19 protein-coding genes and 1 tRNA gene are annotated in these 19,024 nt (G+C 63.9%); 6 read left to right on the top strand and 14 right to left on the bottom strand.

Annotated features, from left to right (window positions below; translation table 11 throughout):
- The first annotated feature begins 9 nt into the window (after nucleotides 1-9).
- Together ACR9WD_RS13445 and ACR9WD_RS13440 are read left to right on the top strand one after the other, a co-directional pair.
- Entirely contained in the window at nucleotides 10-1,116 is a 1,107-nt protein-coding gene (locus ACR9WD_RS13445; protein WP_434922217.1) for a Gfo/Idh/MocA family protein, read from the top strand.
- Nucleotides 1,117-1,129: 13 nt separating this feature from the next.
- Nucleotides 1,130-2,140: a sugar phosphate isomerase/epimerase family protein gene (locus tag ACR9WD_RS13440; protein ID WP_121867308.1), complete on the top strand. Its 1,011-nt coding sequence runs from the start codon at nucleotides 1,130-1,132 to the stop codon at nucleotides 2,138-2,140.
- A gap of 7 nt (nucleotides 2,141-2,147) precedes the next feature.
- Here the strand turns inward: ACR9WD_RS13440 and ACR9WD_RS13435 are convergent, their stop codons facing one another.
- The 4 genes from ACR9WD_RS13435 to cobA form a co-directional block, all read right to left on the bottom strand.
- Entirely contained in the window at nucleotides 2,148-2,921 is a 774-nt protein-coding gene (locus ACR9WD_RS13435) for an IclR family transcriptional regulator (protein ID WP_073707852.1), read from the bottom strand.
- 204 nt (nucleotides 2,922-3,125) lie between these two features.
- Nucleotides 3,126-4,034: a carbohydrate kinase family protein gene (locus tag ACR9WD_RS13430; RefSeq protein ID WP_073707853.1), complete on the bottom strand. Its 909-nt coding sequence runs from the start codon at nucleotides 4,032-4,034 to the stop codon at nucleotides 3,126-3,128.
- 46 nt (nucleotides 4,035-4,080) lie between these two features.
- Entirely contained in the window at nucleotides 4,081-5,181 is a 1,101-nt protein-coding gene (locus ACR9WD_RS13425; RefSeq protein WP_073707854.1) for a uroporphyrinogen-III synthase, read from the bottom strand.
- The gene (gene cobA, locus ACR9WD_RS13420; RefSeq protein ID WP_434922216.1) at nucleotides 5,181-6,167 is read right to left on the bottom strand and encodes a uroporphyrinogen-III C-methyltransferase; all 987 of its coding nucleotides are present in this window, start codon (nucleotides 6,165-6,167) and stop codon (nucleotides 5,181-5,183) included. The genes ACR9WD_RS13425 and cobA overlap by 1 nt, the downstream gene beginning before the upstream one ends.
- A 290-nt stretch (nucleotides 6,168-6,457) precedes the next feature.
- On the opposite strand from cobA, the gene ACR9WD_RS13415 reads away from it, so the two are divergent.
- A complete protein-coding gene (locus tag ACR9WD_RS13415; protein ID WP_073707855.1) occupies nucleotides 6,458-7,132 on the top strand; it encodes an alpha-ketoglutarate-dependent dioxygenase AlkB family protein in 675 nt (224 codons plus the stop codon).
- Here the strand turns inward: ACR9WD_RS13415 and ACR9WD_RS13410 are convergent.
- On the bottom strand, nucleotides 7,129-8,070 hold the full coding sequence (locus ACR9WD_RS13410) for an endonuclease/exonuclease/phosphatase family protein (RefSeq protein ID WP_434922215.1): 942 nt from the start codon (nucleotides 8,068-8,070) through the stop codon (nucleotides 7,129-7,131). The two genes, ACR9WD_RS13415 and ACR9WD_RS13410, sit on opposite strands and share 4 nt — an antisense overlap.
- A 145-nt stretch (nucleotides 8,071-8,215) precedes the next feature.
- On the opposite strand from ACR9WD_RS13410, the gene ACR9WD_RS13405 reads away from it, so the two are divergent.
- Nucleotides 8,216-9,442 carry an MFS transporter gene (locus ACR9WD_RS13405; protein WP_121867305.1) on the top strand — a complete coding sequence of 409 codons (1,227 nt, stop codon included), beginning with the start codon at nucleotides 8,216-8,218 and terminating at the stop codon, nucleotides 9,440-9,442.
- Nucleotides 9,443-9,451: 9 nt separating this feature from the next.
- Here the strand turns inward: ACR9WD_RS13405 and ACR9WD_RS13400 are convergent, their stop codons facing one another.
- Entirely contained in the window at nucleotides 9,452-9,877 is a 426-nt protein-coding gene (locus tag ACR9WD_RS13400; protein ID WP_073707876.1) for a VOC family protein, read from the bottom strand.
- A gap of 189 nt (nucleotides 9,878-10,066) precedes the next feature.
- Here ACR9WD_RS13400 and ACR9WD_RS13395 point away from each other — a divergent pair.
- Together ACR9WD_RS13395 and ACR9WD_RS13390 are read left to right on the top strand one after the other, a co-directional pair.
- Nucleotides 10,067-10,142, top strand: a tRNA-Ala gene (locus tag ACR9WD_RS13395).
- A 129-nt stretch (nucleotides 10,143-10,271) separates the two neighbouring features.
- Nucleotides 10,272-10,844 (top strand): dihydrofolate reductase family protein, encoded by a 573-nt coding sequence (locus tag ACR9WD_RS13390; protein WP_038991773.1) that lies wholly within the window; start codon nucleotides 10,272-10,274, stop codon nucleotides 10,842-10,844.
- 16 nt (nucleotides 10,845-10,860) lie between these two features.
- Here ACR9WD_RS13390 and ACR9WD_RS13385 read toward each other — a convergent pair whose 3' ends face one another.
- The 8 genes from ACR9WD_RS13385 to ACR9WD_RS13350 form a co-directional block, all read right to left on the bottom strand.
- On the bottom strand, nucleotides 10,861-11,448 hold the full coding sequence (locus ACR9WD_RS13385) for an NADPH-dependent FMN reductase (protein ID WP_434922214.1): 588 nt from the start codon (nucleotides 11,446-11,448) through the stop codon (nucleotides 10,861-10,863).
- Between the two features lie 57 nt (nucleotides 11,449-11,505).
- On the bottom strand, nucleotides 11,506-11,922 hold the full coding sequence (locus tag ACR9WD_RS13380) for a cupin domain-containing protein (RefSeq protein WP_434922213.1): 417 nt from the start codon (nucleotides 11,920-11,922) through the stop codon (nucleotides 11,506-11,508).
- 2 nt (nucleotides 11,923-11,924) lie between these two features.
- Nucleotides 11,925-12,698 (bottom strand): IclR family transcriptional regulator, encoded by a 774-nt coding sequence (locus ACR9WD_RS13375; RefSeq protein WP_121867302.1) that lies wholly within the window; start codon nucleotides 12,696-12,698, stop codon nucleotides 11,925-11,927.
- Nucleotides 12,699-12,729: 31 nt separating this feature from the next.
- Complete coding sequence (locus tag ACR9WD_RS13370; RefSeq protein ID WP_084083831.1) at nucleotides 12,730-14,082, bottom strand: MFS transporter; 1,353 nt, start codon at nucleotides 14,080-14,082, stop codon at nucleotides 12,730-12,732.
- A 194-nt stretch (nucleotides 14,083-14,276) separates the two neighbouring features.
- Nucleotides 14,277-15,530: an aminopeptidase P family protein gene (locus ACR9WD_RS13365; protein WP_038991777.1), complete on the bottom strand. Its 1,254-nt coding sequence runs from the start codon at nucleotides 15,528-15,530 to the stop codon at nucleotides 14,277-14,279.
- Nucleotides 15,531-15,825: 295 nt separating this feature from the next.
- Nucleotides 15,826-17,553 (bottom strand): BCCT family transporter, encoded by a 1,728-nt coding sequence (locus ACR9WD_RS13360; protein WP_434922212.1) that lies wholly within the window; start codon nucleotides 17,551-17,553, stop codon nucleotides 15,826-15,828.
- A gap of 1 nt (nucleotide 17,554) precedes the next feature.
- Nucleotides 17,555-18,349: a creatininase gene (locus ACR9WD_RS13355; RefSeq protein WP_066141492.1), complete on the bottom strand. Its 795-nt coding sequence runs from the start codon at nucleotides 18,347-18,349 to the stop codon at nucleotides 17,555-17,557.
- Between the two features lie 182 nt (nucleotides 18,350-18,531).
- Nucleotides 18,532-18,996, bottom strand: a complete 465-nt coding sequence (locus ACR9WD_RS13350; protein WP_434922211.1) for a nucleoside deaminase — start codon at nucleotides 18,994-18,996, stop codon at nucleotides 18,532-18,534.
- Nucleotides 18,997-19,024: the final 28 nt, after the last annotated feature.

Genomic DNA, 19,024 nt, shown 5'->3' with positions numbered 1-19,024 from the left:
AGGAAATACATGCCTCAATTGATCAGCCAACAGGCCGCACCGGCCATGCAGGAACTGAAAGTCGGCGTCATCGGCGGCGGGTTCATGGCCCGGACCCACGCCGACGCGATCCGCAGGGCAGGAGCCCAGCTCATCGGGGTGCGGTCCAACGGTGAGCAGTCCACCGCACGGGCAGCGGCGGTCCTGGGCGTTCCCGGGTTCGGCAGCGTGGAAGAGCTGCTCGAGCAGTGCGACGCCGTCCATGTCACCTCGCCCAATGCCCTGCACGCCGGACAGGCAGCCGCCGCACTGGCAGCTGGACTGTCCGTGGTCTGCGAGAAGCCGCTGGCCACCAGCGCCCGGGACGCCGGCCAGCTGGCCTTGCTGGCTTCCCGTTCCGACGCCGTGGCGTCGGTGCCGTTCGTCTACCGCTACCACCCGATGGTGCGCCAGGCCCGCGCCCATGTGCGCGAAGGCAAGCTGGGAAGGCTGCTGACCGTGCGGGGCCAGTACCTGCAGGATTGGATGCATGATGCCAGCCACAAGAGCTGGCGGGTCGACCCAGCCTCCGGCGGTCCTTCTCGGGCCTTTGCGGATATCGGTTCGCATCTGGTGGATTTGCTGGAATTCATTGCCGGGGAGCGGATCGTCCGGCTGAACGCTGCCACCTCGGTGGCCCACCAGCGGCGAGGCACTGTGGAAGTCGCTACCGAAGATGCCGCCGCCCTGGTCGTGCAGATGGCATCGGGTGCCATCGGCACGCTGCTGGTTTCGCAGGTCAACGCCGGCCGGAAGAACGCCCTGGCCATCGAGCTGTCCGGAGACCGGTCGGCGGTGGAATTCCAGCAGGAGAAGCCGGACGAACTGTGGATCGGCGGCACCGGCATGTCCTCGACGCTCTCGCGCCAGGCGGACGGCCTGAGCCCCGATGCGGCACGCTTGTCGGTGGTGCCAGCCGGGCATCCGATGGGCTACCTCGACGCTTTCGCCGCGTTCGTGGCCGACACCTATGCAGCGATCCGCGGCGAAGCGCCCGAAGGGCTGCCGACCTTTGCCGATGGCGCCCGAGCCTGCCGGCTGACTGAAGCCGTGCTGGAATCAGCGGCAACCGGCGAATGGATCGCCACCAATGACTAGAGGAGAACCAACCATGAACACTGCGCATCCAGTTACGCTCTTCACCGGGCAGTGGGCCGATATGCCCTTCGAGGATGTTGCCCGGCTCGCCGCCGAATGGGGCTATGACGGTTTGGAAATCGCGGCCAGCGGCGACCACCTGGATCTCAAGCGGGCCGACGAGGACCCGGCCTACCTCCAATCACGGCTGGAGATCCTGGACAGGTACGGGCTGAAAGCCTGGGCGATCTCCAATCACCTGGCCGGCCAGGCCGTCTGCGATGACCCCATAGACTTCCGCCACCAGGGAATCCTGCGCGACTATGTCTGGGGCGACGGCGAGGGGGAAGGCGTGCGCCAACGGGCAGCCGAGGACATGAAGCGCTCGGCACGCGTCGCACGCAAACTCGGTGCCGACGTGGTGGTCGGCTTCACCGGCTCGAAAATCTGGCAGTACGTCGCGATGTTCCCGCCGGTTCCGGGCGAAGTCATCGACGCAGGCTACGAGGACTTCGCCAAGCGCTGGCATCCGATCATGGACGAATTCGATGAGCAGGGCGTGAAATTCGCGCTGGAGGTGCACCCGTCCGAGATCGCCTACGACCACTGGACCACCGTGCGCACGTTGGAAGCCATCGGCCGACGCGAGGCGTTCGGGCTGAACTGGGACCCGAGCCACATGTTCTGGCAGGGCATCGATCCGGTCGCATTCATCACCGACTTCGCCGATCGCATCTACCATGTGGATTGCAAGGACACCCGGATGCATCGGCCCAACGGGCGCAACGGCATCCTGGGCTCCCATCTGCCGTGGGGCGATCCCCGCCGGCGTTGGGATTTCGTCTCCACCGGCCATGGAGACATCAACTGGGACGATGCGTTCCGCGCCCTGGATTTCCATGGGTACACCGGCCCAATCTCCATCGAGTGGGAAGATGCGGGCATGGACCGCTTGCATGGAGCGGGCCAGGCCGTGGTCTACATCCGCAACCTGCTGTACCAGCGCCCCGAATCGTCCTTCGACGCGGCATTCTCAAACCAGTAGCACAGGACTAGGCAGGACGCTTGCCCTGCACCCGCGAGGTGATCGCCGCCGCGGTGGCGCGGATCTGCACGAGCAGGGCCTCCCGCTGCTCTTCGGGGACCCGGTCAGCCAGGAAGGTGACGGCCACAGCAGCCACCGGCCAATCATTGGAGTCCCGGATTGCCACCGCCAGCGAGTGGAAATCCGGGGTGACATCCCCGCGCTCCACTGCGTAGCCGCGCTGCGTGCTCTGCTCCAGTTCGCGGCGCAATTGCGAGTAGCTGGAGATTGATGATTCGGCCACGCGCTCAGAGAAGGTGGCGGCGCTGGGGTAGAGCGCACGCACCTGCGATTTGGGCAGCGCTGCGAGAATGGCCCTGCCTGAGGCGGTCAGATGCGACGGCAGGCGGACACCCACATCGGTGACCAGCGATGGGCGGCCCTTGGCGCGTTCCTCGACGATGTAGAGCACATCCGAACCGTGCAGCACTGCCAGGTGCGCGCTTTCGCCGACCTTGTCGACCAGCTGGGCAATCAGCGGAGCACCCAGCCGGGCCAGCGGCTCCTGGCGGGTGTAGGCGCTGGACAGCTCGAACGCGGACACCCCCAAACCGTAGGACTTGTCCTCTGGATAGTGGCTGATGAATCCGTGTTCCAGCATTACGTTCAGCAGCTGGTAGACGCTGGAGCGGGGAAGCTCCAGCAGTGTGGCGATCATCGCCGCCGGGGTAGGGGTCTTCCGGCTGGCCAGCAGCCTGAGGATCCGCAAGGTATTGTCGGCGGCTGGAACCTTGCTCCCCATGGGGCCTCCTCGGTGAATTGGGCACAATGCTCTGCTAGGGAACTCTAGCAACCTGATCTGCAGTTTTCGCCCTGCATTCAAGTCGCTCTGGGAGAATGCGCCAGCGAAACACCTTCATCCACAACGAATGAAATAAAAAGCCGCTGGGATCAGCGCCTTTTCCAGGTGCAGATCCCAGCGGTGATTTGCCAGAACCGGAAGGTGCTAGCGCGTCGTGGTGCTGAGGAACTGGTTGAGCTCGTCTAGCGTTGGCGGGTTGGCGCCGGCACGCGAAACGGTGATTCCCGCGCACACCGAAGCGATCTGCATGATCTTCTCCAGCTCCACGCTGTCCAATTCCGTGCCATCGCGCAGCGACTGGGCCAGCGAGCTGTCCAAGATGGCGTGCAGCAGCCCGGCCATGAACGCATCGCCCGCGCCAACCGTATCTTCGGTGCGCACCGAGATCGAGGGGACCATGACTTCGGTGTGCTTGGTCCGGGCCTCCGCGCCGCGGGCACCGAAGGTGATGACCGCCAGGGATGCCCCGCGATCCAGGAAGTGTGCCAGGATGCGGTCGGTATCCCAGCCCGGGTAGAGCCAGAGGGCGTCCTCGTCGCTGAGCTTGACGATATCGGCCAGTCCGGCCAGCTTCTCGATCTGCTTGACCGATTCCGCCCGGTCCTCAACCAGTTCCGGTCGCAGATTCGGATCGAAGCTCAGGATCTGGCCCGCAGGCGACGCCTCGAATGCCTCATGGATCCGGGCGGCGCTGGGGCCCTGGAACGCTGCCACGGAGCCTGAGTGGAACAATGCGGCCTGGGTTGATGCCATGCTCTGCAAGGTGCAGTTGAGTTGGAACTCGTAGTTGGCGTCTCCGGACTCGTCGAGCACCACGGTGGCGCTGGATGTCTGCGCATCGGTGTGCGATCCGGCTGCGAGCTGAACGCCAGAGGCCGCCACATGCTCGGCGATCAGCCGGCCATGCTCGTCATCGCCAATGTCCGTTTGGAGCAGGACGTCGTGGCCCAGCCGGCCCAGTCCAACAGCAACATTCATCGGAGAACCGCCGGGATGCGCCACGCCATCGACAATGTCGACCAGAGCTTCACCGGCAACCTGAATAGTAACCATGACTCCGATCCTACGTAACCCGACGGGAAAAAGCCCATTCGGGCGATCAAACATTCAGCCGGTACCCGCGTTTGATGACCGTGGCGATGATTTCCGGCTGCGGCAGCGCCTTGCGCAGGCGGCTCAGGGTCATGTCCAGTGCATGCTTGGAACTGGCTTCGGGCAGGGCCGCCCCCAGCTCCTCGCGGGAGAGGACGCTGCCGCCAGCCTCGATCAGCGCCCGCACCAGCTCGGCTTGCCCGGGAGTCAGCTCGCAGTCCTCGTCGTGGACCGTCAGGGTGCGACCGCGCAGCTGCACCTGGCCGTGGATTGTCTGCGCCTGCAAGGTGCCCAGCGAATCCAGATGCTCCACGAGCTGCCCGATCATGGCACCCATGCGATAGCGCTCGGGCACGAGCGGGCTGATGCCAGCATCGATCAGCGGGGCTGCGGTCACCGGTCCAACGGTGGCCACCACGACGCGATCGGCCAGGGAGCGCAGCAGCGCGGGCAGGCGGTTGCGGGCCTTGGCGGCAGCGAACAGCGCGTGCACGCTCGGTGCGCTGGTGAAGGTCACCGCGTCGAAGCGGGCAGTGCACAGCCCTTCGACCAGGGCGGAGATCCCGCTGTCGCTGCTGGTGTCCTGCCAGCGGTAGGGCTCCACCGCCAGCACCCGGCGAGCGCCGAGCTCGCGCAGGCTTTGCGGCAGGCCGTGATCGGAATCGGCATGCAGCTGCAAGGCGACGGTGGCCCCGTCGAGCTTGCCTTCAAGCAGCTGGAGCATGGAGGCGCTGCGCCCGTCCGCGGCGACGGCCGCCGGTTCCAGGCCCAGTGCCTTGACGGCGCCGTGGGCCTTGGCGCCGCGGACGTAGAGCTGCGCCTGGCCGAGCACGGCCAGCAGCTCGTCGCCGACGCCGGCGGCTTCGGAGGTTTCGACCCAGCGGCGCAAGCCGTAGGCGGTGGTGACGACCACTGCCTGCGGACGCAGCTCGATCAGCTTGCGGGTTTGCGCGATCAGCTGCTGCTCATCGTCCAGCGGTGCCAGCTGCAGCAGCGGGGTATGGGTGACTTCTGCGCCGCGGCGCTCGAAGGCCTCGATGAGTTCGGCCGAACGCCGGTCGCTGGTCACTGCCAGCCGGAAGCCGGCCAGGGGCTTGGGGGTGCCCATCAGGCCACCTCCAATTGCTGTGCCAGCAGGCTGGCCGGCAGCCCGGCAACCTCGCCGATGACGATGACCGCAGGGTTTGCATGGCCGCGGGCGGTGTCGGCCAGTTCGGCCAGCCGGGTGCAGCTGGTGCGCTGGATGTCGGTGGTGCCGGATTCGATGATGGCGCAGGGCATGCGCGGGTCCATGCCGACCCGGCGCAAGCCAGCGGCGGTCTGCTCGACGGTGCCCATGCCCATGAGGATCACGATGCTGCCGCCTAGCTTGGACAGGTGCTCCAGCTGCGCATCGCTGAGCGGGTCGTGGGCCGAGACGACCGTGAACATGGTGTTCACGCCGCGGGCGGTCACCGGGATGCCGGCCGCTGCCGGAACGGTGATGCAGGAGCTCAGCCCGGGGATGACGCTGACCGGGATGCCGGCTGCGGTCGCGGCGGCGACTTCCTCGAAGCCGCGGCCGAAGACGAAGGGATCTCCGCCCTTGAGCCTCACGACTCGTGATCCGCCGCGGGCGGCATCGATCATCTTGGCTTCGATGTCGCGCTGGGTGAGCTTGTGGTGCCCGGGGCGTTTGCCGACGTCGATGATGTCAGCTTGGGGCGCGAGCTCCGGCAGGTGCGCTGCGGGGCCGAGCCGGTCGGCGAAGACAATCTCGGCTTCGGCGAGCGCCCGGACCCCGCGCAGGGTCAGCAGATCCAGTGCGCCGGGCCCGCCGCCGAGCAGCGTGATGGATCCGGATTCGGGTGTGGGGCGCAGGCGGATCACTGGGATGCACGCTGCTTGCACCAGGGAGGTGAAGCGCAGCGGGTCGGCATCGCAGATCACCAGCAGGCTTGCCTGTTCCAGCAGCTGTATTGCCTCGAAGGGCTCCTCGGCGGCGAGCACCGTGGCTCCCTCTGCTTCGAAGCGTTTCGCGGTATTCTTGCTCCCGGATCTACTTCCGGCGAGCAGTATCGTGCATTCGTGCAGTTCGAGGTCGATGCCAATCATGGTGTCCTTGATTCTGCTTGAGTTTCGCGGGGTGACATGGGGTTCTCCTTGAACTAGTGGATGCACTCAGCTTAGGTGCCCAGGTTTTCCCGGAGGTATCGCAATTGTTTCAAGCGCAATAAATCGAATAAAGGTTAACCTTTTCGAAATCTTTGCGGGGGCAAGACGAAACACAAAGTCACTATCGTCAATATTGTTGCAAGGCACCGTGCCGGCTGATCCTGCAAAGTTCAGTGAGCGAATACGCAGGAGACTTGCCGAGCCCTGCCCGCAACGGGCACGCTGGAAGCATGGAGTCGCTTTTCGATGACAGTGCATTGCCCCGCACCGGGGGAGCGGTGCGCCCAGGCGCCTGGCACTTGCCGGGATGGCTGGACGCGGCTGCGCAGCAGTGGATCGTGCGGCGTTTCTTCGAGTGGGGCAGCGGGCCGGTTCCGCCGCACCGTACACGCATCAACGGGCATCCGATGAGCGTGCAAAGCCTGTGCCTGGGCTGGCATTGGAGCCCGGGCAGCTATTCAAGGACCGCTGGCGACCTGGGTGGCCAAACCGTGGCGCCCATGGAAGAGTGGCTGGTCCGCTTGGGCAAGCAGGCGGTAGCCGAGGCTACCGGGGATCCGCAGCGCGCGCAGGAATACCAGCCTGATGCCGCCATCGTGAACTACTACGATGCGCACGCGGTGATGGGCATGCACCAGGACGCCGAAGAGCGGATCAACGCACCGGTGGTTTCATTGTCCATTGGCGATTCGGCCACGTTCCGCTTGGGCAATACGGAGAACCGCAACCGGCCATGGCAAGAGATCCGGCTGGCCTCGGGAGACCTGTTTGTCTTCGACGGACCGTCACGCTTCGCCTATCACGGGGTGACGAAGATCCACGCCGGGACCGCGCCGGCAGGCCTCGGCCTTGGCGGCGGGCGGATCAACATCACGCTGCGCCAGACCGGGCTGGAAGCGGTCTAGTTTCCCAGATCGATGGTGGCCGCTAGCGCGTAGTGGTCGGAATCGGCGATCTCCAGCCGCTCCAAGCTGGCTGATTCGACTCCGCGCAGCATCACATGGTCTATGCCGAGCATCGGGAACAGCGTCCGCGGCCAGGTCAGGGCCAGTCCCCAGTCGCTGTAGTGGGCTTCCTCCAGCTGGTTGGCGACCGGTGCGAAGTGGCGGTCGGAACTGGTGGCGTTGAAATCGCCGGCCGCTACGATCTTCGAAGAATCGTCTTCGGCCAAGTAACCGGCCAGCGAACTGAGCATCATGTCCCGCTCGTGGTGCCCTGTGGGCCTGGCCGACGCCGCATGCACCGCATATAACCGCACATCCCCGCTGCCGCTGGCCACGTCAACCCGCAACGCGCGGTCCCAGCCCAGGCCCAGGTCCAGGGGTTCCGGGTTTTTCAGCGGATAGGCGCTCCACACCCCGACGGTGCTGACCATGTAGCGGTAGGGGTGGGTTTCGGCCAGCTCGGCGGTGATCTCAGGTTCTTGGCCCTCGCCGATTTCCTGCAGGGTGATGACCTGCGCTCCGTGCGCGGCCAGCTCGCGGGCGGCTTGCACACCGGCGGACTCCTGGACGTTTTGCGTGCCGACCTGCAGCGAAGCTTCCGGGACGCGCTGATCCGAGGGCAGGAACGCCGGTCCGAAGAGGACCGCCCAGACGACCATGGGCACGAGCAGCGCGATGAAGCTGATGCGCCCGCGCACAACCAAGGCCATCAGCAGGAGCACTGGAATACCCAGTCCCATCCACGGGGCCAGATTGTCGACGATCAATCCAAGGCCCATGACATCGGGTATCTGCTGGTGGAACACCATCAGCCCGGCCAGCGCGAGGCAGAGCAGGGCAAAGAAGAACCTCGCGATAATTCGCGAGGCAGACAGGCGTTGATGCGATGAATGAGCCATAGGACTTAATAGAGTGGCACAAAATACTGTGGGAATCGTAATTTTCGGCTTGGGGATTGCCGGTCTCGCCCGATGCAGTCACTACGATGGGTAGGAGCGCCGAGGGAGCCGCGTCCCAAGACCCTGCCACGAATTGAGAACTTGAATGACTGCCTACTTATCTGGCGGAAAACTGCTGCTGGCAATCCTCGCCTTGGCCATGGGCGGCGTCGGCATCGGCGTTACGGAGTTCGCCATGATGGGCCTGCTCCAAGAAGGCGCTGCCGATCTTGAGGTGAGCTATGCGCAGATGGGCCTGATGATCAGCGCCTACGCAATTGGCGTGGTGGTGGGCGCCCCGGTGCTCACCGCGCTGGCCGCCAAGATTCCGCGCAAGCGTGCGGTGCAGCTGCTGATGCTCTTCTTCACGCTCGCCAATCTCTCCTCGTTCTTCGCCCCTGACTACAACACCATGCTGGCGACCCGTTTCCTCGCGGGCCTGCCGCACGGGGCCTACTTCGGGTTGGCTGGTGTGCTAGCCGGCAGCCTGGTTCCTGCCACAATGCGCGGACGCGCCATCGCCTGGGTGATGCTCGGGCTCTCGGTGGCCAATGTTGCCGGTGTCCCGCTGGTGACCCGCCTGGGCCAGGAATACGGCTGGCGTTCGATGTTCCTGGTCGTCACCGTGATTGGCGTGTTGACCGCCGTGCTGATCAGCGTGTTCGTGCCATGGCGCAAGACCGATGCCGGGGCAAGTATCCGCCGCGAGCTGACCGCCTTGCGCAGCGCCCAGGTCTGGTTGGCGATGCTCACCGGAATCGTCGGGTTCGGTGGCTTCTTCGCGGTGTACTCGTACATTTCGCCGACGCTGACCGAAGAGGCCGGCCTGCCGATCGAGCTGGTACCGCTGGCCTTGGCGCTCTATGGCGTGGGCATGGTTGTCGGCTCGCTGGCCGGTGGCAGGCTGGCCGACTGGTCGATCTTCGGCGCGATCAAGCTGTCATCGGTCTTCATGATCGCGACCATGCTGATTTTCGCTGCCGTGACCAGCTGGGTGGTGCCGACGATGATCATGGTCTTCGTGATGGGCGCGGTGGGTTCCCTGCTGATCCCTGCCTTGCAGACCCTGCTGATGGATTCGGCCCCGCATGCGCAGTCGCTGGCCGCCTCGCTGAACCACTCGGCGCTGAACGTCGCCAACGCGCTGGGCGCCGCGCTGGGTGCCGCGGTGATCGCTGCCGGCTTTGGCTTCCGCGCCCCGTCGGTGGTCGGCGCCGGCCTCGCTGCATTGGGCTTGCTGATTGCGTGGATCACCCAGATCCGCGCCAAGAAGGTGGGCCTGCTCGTGGGCCGCGAAGCCTTGGAAGCCCGCGAGCAGGCACGCACCCACTAGCTGCTTTGGCTAGCTCGCTACCGCGGTGATGTTGAACATCCAGATCACGCCGAACTTGTCGCGCAGCTCGCCGAAGGAGTCGCCCCACGGAGCCTGCTCCAATGGCATATTGATCTGGCCCCCCTCGGCCAACCCTTCCCACCACTTGGTGAGGGTTTCCGCGTCGGCTCCTGAAGTACCGTCGCTGCTAAGCGCCATCACGCCGTTGCCCCGGACATCCATGCCAGGCGGGGTGTCCGAGGCCATGAGGTGCAGGCCACGCTCGACGAATAGCGAGGAGTGCATGATCAGGTCGGCGAAGGCGGGATTGCCTTCATTCGCGCCTTCCCGGAAGGTCATCATGGAAAGCTCGCCACCTAGCACCTGGTGGTAGAACTCCATTGCTTCTTTGGCGTCTCCGGCGAAACGCAGGTATGGGGTCAGTCCGATGGTCATGGGATTGCGCCTTTCGAAGGAAGTGGCGGGGCCGGTAGGTCCCGCCCACATTCTTCCATTGCCAGGCCATCGTGTGAATAGCCGAATGTGATCAGCGTCTCGAGTTCCCGATTTGGTGTTTTCGATAATGCTCCGGTAGAGTTTTATCTCGGTTCAGGAGTTGTTCAAGCTGCTGAAACCGCCTCATTTGGGGGTATGGCGCAGTTGGTAGCGCGTCTGCATGGCATGCAGAAGGTCAGGGGTTCGAATCCCCTTACCTCCACCAAATGAAAAAACCGGGAAGCATCCAAAAGATGCTTTCCGGTTTTTTGCATTCTCCCCAGCTCGCGCTCGCCAGTGCTGTAGGGTTAGCCCAGAATTCACCTGGCCTCCGGCCATGCGCCAAGGGAGAAGAATGCGGGAACTGACCTACTTCGTTGCAATGAGCCTGGACGGATATATTGCCGGTCCGAACGGCGAATTCGATGCTTTCGCAGTGGAGGGCGAGCACGCAGCGCCCATCTGGGAGCGCTATCGCGGCACGGCGCCGACCCAACTGGCGGAGGCAGCCGGACTGCCCATCGACGGGTGCCCCTTCGACACGGTGCTGATGGGTTGGAATACCTACGCCGTCGGCTTGCCGGCACTGCCCAACCCCTATGCGCATCTGAAGCAGATAGTCTTCACGAGAGAGCACTCGTCACCCGAGGGGAGCGAAGCGGTGCAGTTCACCAACGCGGATCCGAGGGAGGTCATCCGCGATCTCAAGGCCCAGCCAGGGGAGCGCATCTGGCTGTGCGGCGGCGGGCAACTGGCGGCCAGGCTGCGCACAGACATCGACCGGCTGGCGTTGAAAATCCAGCCGGTGATGTTCGGGTCGGGAGTCAGGCTCTTCGGGGACACCGGATATGCCCCGGAGAGCTGGAAGCTGGAAAGCATGCAGTCCTTTGCCTCTGGTGTTTCCCTTGCCGAGTATTCGCGGGCCTAGCGGCCGTTAGCGGCGACTACATACCTTCGTCGCCGATGTGGCCCGCTGCGGTTGAGTCGAGCACGCGCTCTACGAACGCCGCATACTCGCCCATGTAGTGGGCCAGGAACTTCTCCGTGTCAGGGTTGTTGATGCTCCCGTCCTCGCCGAAGTCCTCGGGGCGGTATTGCAGATAGACCTCGGGGGAGTTCAGCTGCGGGGCATCCAGGAAGCTGAGCACGCTGCGCATGCTGGACTGCATGACCGCGGTGCCGATGGCTCCGGGTGAGGCGCCGAGCAGGCCGGTGGGTTTGCGGGCGAAGGAATTGGTGCCCCAGGGCCGGGAACCCCAGTCGATGGCATTCTTCAGCGCACCGGGAATCGACCGGTTGAACTCCGGGCTGATGAACAGCAGCCCGTCCGAGGCTTCGATGGCCTTCTTCAATGCGGTTCCTGCTTCCGGGTAGTCGGCATCGTAGTCAGCACTGTACAAGGGCAGGTTGCTGATCTGGATTTCCGTGAAGCTGAGGTTTTCGGGTGCCAAGGCAATCAACGCCTTGGACACGACGCGGTTGATGGAGTTCGAGGCGAGCGAACCAACGAAATAGCCGATGTTGTAACTCATGGCACCACTTCAGCACCGGGCATGCACCCGGCAAAAGAGCCTTGGGCAAACTCCCAGTTAAGCCACGCCGCCGGCCCGGACCTGCTGCGCCAGCTGGTGCGAACCGAAGGCCGAGAAGTCGGCATCGCCCGGAGGACCCCAAACGACCAGGACTCGCAGGGCATCCGTGCCGGTATTGCGCAGGTCGTGGTCCACCCCTGCATAGGCCAAGATGCTGTCGCCCGGGCTCAGCTTGTATTCGCGCTCGCCGACCCGCATCGTCGCCTGGCCCTCGATCACCTGGTAGAACTCCTGCAACGCCGCCTGTCCCTCGTGGCGGTGGAAGCCCTCGAAGCCGCCTGGTTCAATCAGCCAGGTCTGGATGGCCACCGGCATCCCGGTGTGCCCGGCGAAATGGTGGCTGACTTTCATGGCCGAGCCTTCGTGCATCCGATAGTCGAAGGCGTAGGCATCACGTGCTTCGAACGGGTCCATGGCTATCCTTCCGTGTGGTATCCGAGCCTCGTGCTGATGCGCCGTGCCGCGATCCGGGTATTGGAGCACAGCTGCTCCAGTTCGTCGGCGCCGATGCGGTAGTACGGGGCGGCGGTCATGGCGCAGGCGACAAGCTCACCCCGGTGATCGAGAATTCCAGCGGCCACCCCGACTTCTTCTGCGGAGGTCTCTCCGTAGTTGACCGCATAGCCGCGTTCGCGCACCAGATCCAGGCGTGCCTCGTATTCAACGGGGGGGATGCCGGCCAGATCGATCTCGCCGCTGGAGATCAGCTCCGCGCGGCGCGTTGGTTCCTCGTTGGCGAGGAATACCTGAACGGTGGCGCTCAGCCCCGAACGGTACCGGGATCCCATGACCGAGGTGTGCTTGACCGGATGGGTGGATGACAGCTGTTCCACGGAAATCGACTCGCTGCCGTCCCAGATATTCAGCACTGCGGTCTCGCCGGTCGCTTCGCGCAGGTCTTCCAGTAGGGGGTAGGCCACCTGGCGCACGTCCAGATTGGCCAGCAATGGGCCAGCGATGGCAATCAGTCCTACTCCCAAACGGTACTTGCGGGTTTCCTCTTCCCTATCCACCACGCGTTCCTGCTCGAGCGTGTTAAGGATCCGCGAGACGCTTGACTTGTGAAGGCCTACCTGTTCAGCGATTTCGGTGACGCCGACTACCGGATGCTCAACGGTGAAGCATCGAAGCACATCGAGCACGTTGACGATTACCGAGGCACCTCGTGTCTCGCTACGGGTTTCAGTCATTTTCCCTCCTGAGTTGCTACTATCCTACGGCTCATGCCAACGGTTTGCGGCTGGTTTCCACTGAGCAGGCTACCGCCACGAGCGAAACAACGGCTGCAGCCATCAAGTACCAACCTGGAGCCAGGACATTGCCGCTGGTGGCAATCAGCAAGGTTGCGACGAATGGCGCGGTTCCGCCAAAGAGCGCATTCGAGAGATTGAACGAGACCGCGAAGCCCGAGTAGCGGACCTTGGTGGGGAACATTTCGGCAAGGTAGCTCGGAAGGGTACCATCGTTCAGCGTGAGCATTGCGCCGAGCAGAATCTGGACCAGCACGATGACCAGGAAGTTTCCCGATTCCAAGGCCATGAAGGCTGGCACGGTGAAGAGGACGAACAGGACTGATGCGCTGATCAATACCCGCCTGCGGCCAAAGCGATCCGAAAGCATGCCGGTGAGGAAGATGAAACCGACGTAGGTCAGCAGTGCAACGGTGGTGGCCAGGTAGGAACGGGTGGCGTCCAGTCCGAGTTCCTCGGACAGGTAGGTCGGCATGTAGGACAGGATGACGTAGAAGCCGACGGCGTTCAGCAAGACCGCACCAGCAGCCTGGACCAGCTGGCGCCAATGGTTCTTCAGCAAAGACCCGACGGGGGAGCTCTCGGGTGCACTGGACTCGGATGCTTCAACGAAGGCCGGCGAGTCTTCCAGCTTGGTGCGGATATAGCGGCCGATCAGCCCCAGGGGAGCCGCCAGCAGGAACGGGATGCGCCAGCCCCAGGACTCCAGGTCCCCGCTCGACAGCAACCCGGTTAGCCCGGCGGCCATCAGCGAACCGAAGAGCAGGCCGGTGGCGGTGCTCGCCGGAACGACTGCGGCATACAGACCGCGCCGGTTGGCGGGCGCATACTCGACCAGGAAGGCGGAGGCGCCGGCATACTCGCCGGCGGCGGAGAAGCCCTGGACCAGCCGCAAGGCCAGGAGCAGCAGCGGTGCTCCGAAGCCGATGGACGCGTACCCGGGAAGCAGCGCGATGCAGAAGGTGGCGCCGGTCATCAGCAGAATCGACCACGACAGGGCCTCGCGCCGACCGATCTTGTCGCCCAGATGCCCCCAGATGAACCCGCCCACGGGGCGGACCAGGAAGGAAATGGCGAAGACTCCGAAGGTCATCAGCAGACCTGCCTGCGGATCGTCGCTGGGGAAGAATACAGCGGCGATGGTGACAGCCAGATAGCCGTAGGCCGCGTAATCGAACCATTCCACGAAGTTGCCAATGAAGCTGGCAGCGATCACCTTGCGGCGCGTCTTCGAATCAATGGTACGGGACGTAGCTGTGCCGGTTGCCGGCGCGGCCGCGGTTGCGTCAGTGGCTTGCAGTGGGGAGTTGCTGGAATGGTTCATGGTGTGAAACCGCCTCTGGAGGGTAGCGGCTTGGGCCAGTCCTGGCTTCTTTGCCGCTGGAATGATGAAGTGTTCCTATGGACCAGGTAGGTGGTCCTCGGTTCTTGGCGCAGCCCCCGTGCATGCCGCGCATCAGTTGGTTAAGGCAACCGTGGGGCGGGGTTCGGGCCCCGCCCCACGGTTATCGCTCGCCTTTAGGCGTCGATGATGTTGTTCTCCGGACCGAAACCGAACTTGGTGATGTTCTCAACGGTGTTATCCTCGCCGATGACCAGGATGTCGTGCTCGCGGTAGCCGCCGGCACCTGGCTCGCCGTCCATGACGGTGATCATCGGTTCCATCGAGACGACCATGCCTGGCTCCAGGACAGTCTCAATGTCCTCGCGCAGCTCCAGACCGGCTTCGCGTCCGTAGTAGTGCGAGAGCACGCCGAAGGAGTGGCCGTAGCCGAAGGTGCGGTTCGGCAGCAGGCCGTGGGCGATGTAGATCTCGTTCAGCTCGGCGGCGATGTCCTTGCAGACGGCACCTGGCTTGATCAGCTCCAGGCCGCGCTTGTGCACCTCGACGTTGATGTTCCACAGTTCCAGGCTGCGGGCATCCGGCTCGCCCAGGAACAGGGTGCGCTCCAGTGCGGTGTAGTAGCCGGAAGTCATCGGGAAGCAGTTCAGCGACAGGATGTCGCCGCGCTGAAGCTTGCGGGTGGTGGCCCAGTTGTGGGCGCCGTCGGTGTTGATGCCGGACTGGAACCAGACCCAGGTGTCGCGCACTTCGCGGTGCGGGAAGGTCTTGGCGATCTCGTGCACCATGGCCTCGGTGCCGATCAGTGCGACCTCGTATTCGCTGATGCCTTCGCGGATCGCTGCCTTGATGGCTTCGCCGCCCAGGTCGCCGATGCGTGCACCGTGCTTGATGACCTCGATTTCCTCGGCGGACTTGATCATGCGCTGGCGCATGGCGTCCTGCGAGACATCCACCAGGGTTGCGCCGTCGAAGGTGTCGGCGATCTGCTGGCGGGTGCGGCCCGGCAGGAAGTCGTCTTCCACGCCGATCCGGGTTGCCTTCACGCCGTCGCGCTTAAGTGCTTCCTGCAGGCCGTAGAAGAAGTTGTCGCGCTTCCAGTCGGTGTACACGATGTTGTCGCCGTAGCTGGTGCGCCATGGCATGCCGGCATCGATGTTCGCGGTGACGGTGGTGGAGTTGCTGGCGGTGACCACCAGCGCGTAGTTGCGGCCGAAGGTGGTGTACAGGAAGTCCGAGTAGTACTTGATGCCGTGGTAGCTGGTCAGGATGACCGCGTCCAGCGACTTCGCGGCCATGATCTGGCGCAGGCCGGCCAGGCGGCGCTCGAACTCGGCATCCGAGAAGGTCAGCTGCTCCTTGGCGCCGTTGTGCAGGGTCTTCAGTCGGGCCAGTTCGGAAACATTGGTGGCGATATTGGCGGTAGTCATGGTTTTGGCTCCTTGTGGGAAATCAACTGTCAAGGGAGGCCGGCCCAATCAGATGGATTGCGAGGATTCATGGGAATCGCCGGAGAAGAAGTACGTGTTGCGCTCACTGCAACGCCGTTGCATTTAGATTATGTGTGCCCCGCGTCACTGTCAAGCGCGATTGTGAAAACTTTTTCTGCAGAGCGGTAAATCTGGAATGATCTGCATGAATCCCGGAAGTGACCGGAAAATGCGAAGGCCGCGGAACTCAATATGACGAGTTCCGCGGCCTTCGTTCCGATGCCGGATCCACTGCCTAGGTGTGCCGTTCCTGTCCTGGGAGCTCCTTGAGGATCGCACCATCGCCGTCGGGGTCAGCGACGAAAACAAGGTTCGGGTCGGGATTGTTGATGTCCTTCTCCAGCTGCTTGATTGCCTTGTCGCGCTTGATCAATCGCCGAATCAGGTTGATGATCATCAAGATGATCACGAAGGAGAACGGGAAGGCTCCGATGATGGTGCCCGTCTGGACCGTATCGACCACCGCCGTGCCGCCCAGGGTGAGCAGCACCGTGGCGACGGTGGCGATGCTCAGCACCAGCACCACGCGGAAGACCGGTCCGGACTTGTTTGGCGCCGAGACGAACTCGCTGAGCGCATAGATCCCGGAATCCAGCGAGGTGACATAGTAGGTCGCGACCAGGATGGTGGAGACCACCAGCAGGATCGTGCCGACCAGCGGAAGGTGCTCCAGCATCGCGAACAGGCCGGCCGAGGTGTCCGCGGACACGGCATCGCTGATGCTCCGGTTGCTCGCATCGTCATAGTAGATCGCGCTCGCCCCGATGACTCCGACCCAGATCATCACGATGAGCGTGGGGATGATGGTCACGCCGATGACGAATTCGCGGATGGTGCGGCCGCGCGAAATCCGGGCGATGAATCCGGCCACGAAAGGGGAGAAGGCGATGACCCAGCACCAGATGAATACCGTCCACCAGCCATTCCAGCTGTCCTGCCAGCTGGCCAGGGGACTGGAAGTGATGCTGGCATCGGTCCAGAGGCTCATATTCACGAAATTGGCCATGAAGCTGCCAAAGGTCTGCGAGAGCATCGAGACGATATACAGCGTCGGGCCGAAGACCAGCACCGCACCGACCAGCACGATGCTCAGAATGGAGTTCAGGCTGGAAATGCGCGCCATGCCCTTGCTGATGCCCACGATGGCGGAGATGCAGGTGATACCGGCGAAGATCGCGATGACGACCAGCCACAGGGCAGGACTGGACGACAGGCCGGTGAACGAGGAAAGCCCGGAAGTGAACTGCAAAGCGGCGAATCCGAACGAGGTCGCCAGGCCCAGCACGGTGGCGATGATGGCCAGCAGCTCGATGATCACGCCCGCACCGCGCCGCGACCAGCGGGGCAGGAGGTCCACGGTGGCTTCGCGGAAGGTCAGCGTCTTGCCCAGGTTGTGGTGCGAATAGGCCAGGCAGACCGCCACCACGCAGTACATGGCCCAGGCGGTCAGTCCCCAGTGGAAGTAGGTCCACACGATCCCGCCTTCGGCTGCGCCGGCAGGCGTGGTGGATGGGATGACAGGGTTCTCGTCGCGCAGCATGATCGGTTCTGCGACGGACCAGAAGATCAGGCCGATGCCCTGGCCGCATGCGAAGAGCATGGAGTACCAGGCGAACTTGCTGTGCTCGGGCTTGGCCTTGGGCCCGCCCAGGCGGACTCTGCCGACCTTGCTCATCGACAGCCAGAGGCACATCACCACGGTGAAGACCGAGTACAGGATGAACAGCCAAGTGAATTTCCCGGTGACAAAGGTGCGCATCTCGGAGATGACCGCCGATGCCTGCTCGGGGGAAAGCAGTACCCAGAGCAACACCGCGACGATCAATGCGGGCGGGATAATCCGGATGAGCAGGCGATCCAAGGGCGGGATCACGCGTCCCATGAAACGGGGCACTTCGACGGGCGCCTGGCTTGAGCCCTCGCCCTTCCGGGCGTTCTTCCGTTCGGTTTCGTTGAGGGACATGCTACTCGACCTCCACCTGGATGGATCCCAGGAGCAGCTCGCCCTGGAGCGAATCGGCTACGGCAGCCGTGACCGCATCCAGCAGCAGTTGGCCCTTTTCGGCGCTGGCGCCGGCGGCGCTGGAGAGGCAGCCGGTAGGCGGGGTGCGCGCGGGATCCTCGGGGAAGATGTCGTACGGGGTCAATTTGGCCGGCGGGTGGTCCACCACGCGGGTCATGTCCACTTTCTGCGGATGCAACAGGAGCATCAGCGAGGTCTCAAGTACCCCTCCGTGCTCGATATCCCATCCCAGGAAGCCGTCAGGGAATACCTTTTCCAACGTTGCCTCGTCGACGAAGTCCCAATAGGACAGCAGTACGGCACGGGATTCGGACCCCGTGGCGCGGGCGCGGGCGACGGCGTTGTCAAGGCCCTCGTAGATGAACTGGTAGTTCTCGAAATGGCCGTTGAGCACGACTACGTTCGTGAAGCCCTGGGCGATTAAGGACGTGACCACGTCGTCGACCATGCCAGTCAGGGCCGCGGCGCCCAGGCTCGTGGTGCCGACCCGGTGGTTGCCGCCGCCGGAACGCGGCTGCGACTTGTATCCGTAGGAGAAGACCGGTGCTACCAAGGCTCCGATCTTCTCGGCCACGATGCCGGCGATGGCCCTGGACAGCATGGCGTCCACGCCTAGTGGCATGTGCGGGCCGTGCTGCTCGGTGGCACCGGTCGGGATGATGATGGTCGAGCCTTCGCGGGCCACCATTGTGGCGTAGGATTCGGCGTCGAGTTCTTCGATGAACACAGAGGGCATCGTTGCCTCCTAGGTAGTGACAGCAGTTGGGGCGAAAGAATTATCGCCATGCGAGATTCTGGATCATTTAGTTGCGATGCATGCAACACTGTTGCACTGAATCATTCCAGTGGTGCATGTCACAGTCAAGAGTGTTAACTGCCAATAACTGCTGAATTCCTTTCGCGGGCCGCGGCAAGCGCTCAGCTGCCAGCCGGCTCCTCGGCAATGTCCTCGTTCCAGATCTCGGGGTGCTCGGAGATGAAGCGCTCCATCAGCGCTTCGGCGCGCTGGTCCTGAAGGACCTCGACCTGCACGCCGCGCTCGCGCAGCCAGGCGATCTCCCCGCCGAAGGTCCGGTCCTCGCCGACGATCACCCGCGGGATCTTGAACAGGACAATGGCCCCGGAGCATAGGGCGCAGGGAGCCAGCGTGGTGTACAGGGTCAGGTCGCGGTAGCTGCTGCGCCGCCCGGCCGCGCGCAGGGCGTCGATCTCGGCATGCGCGGTCGGGTCGCCCTGCTGCACCCGCCGGTTGTGCCCGGCCGCGATGACTCCTTCCGCTCCGGCCAGGCTGGAGCCGATCGGCACGCCGCCTTCGGCAGCGCCGGCGCGCGCAGCCTGCAGGGCCGCCTCGTAGCCGGCCTTGTCAATCATTTCCTGGGTCATCGGGTCGTCCTTTCTTTCAACGTGCCTG

Origin of the sequence: Glutamicibacter sp. PAEs-4, assembly GCF_051161755.1 — a bacterium.
Taxonomy (GTDB): Bacteria; Actinomycetota; Actinomycetes; order Actinomycetales; family Micrococcaceae; genus Glutamicibacter; species Glutamicibacter nicotianae.
This window is presented reverse-complemented; position numbering and strand designations above follow the sequence as displayed.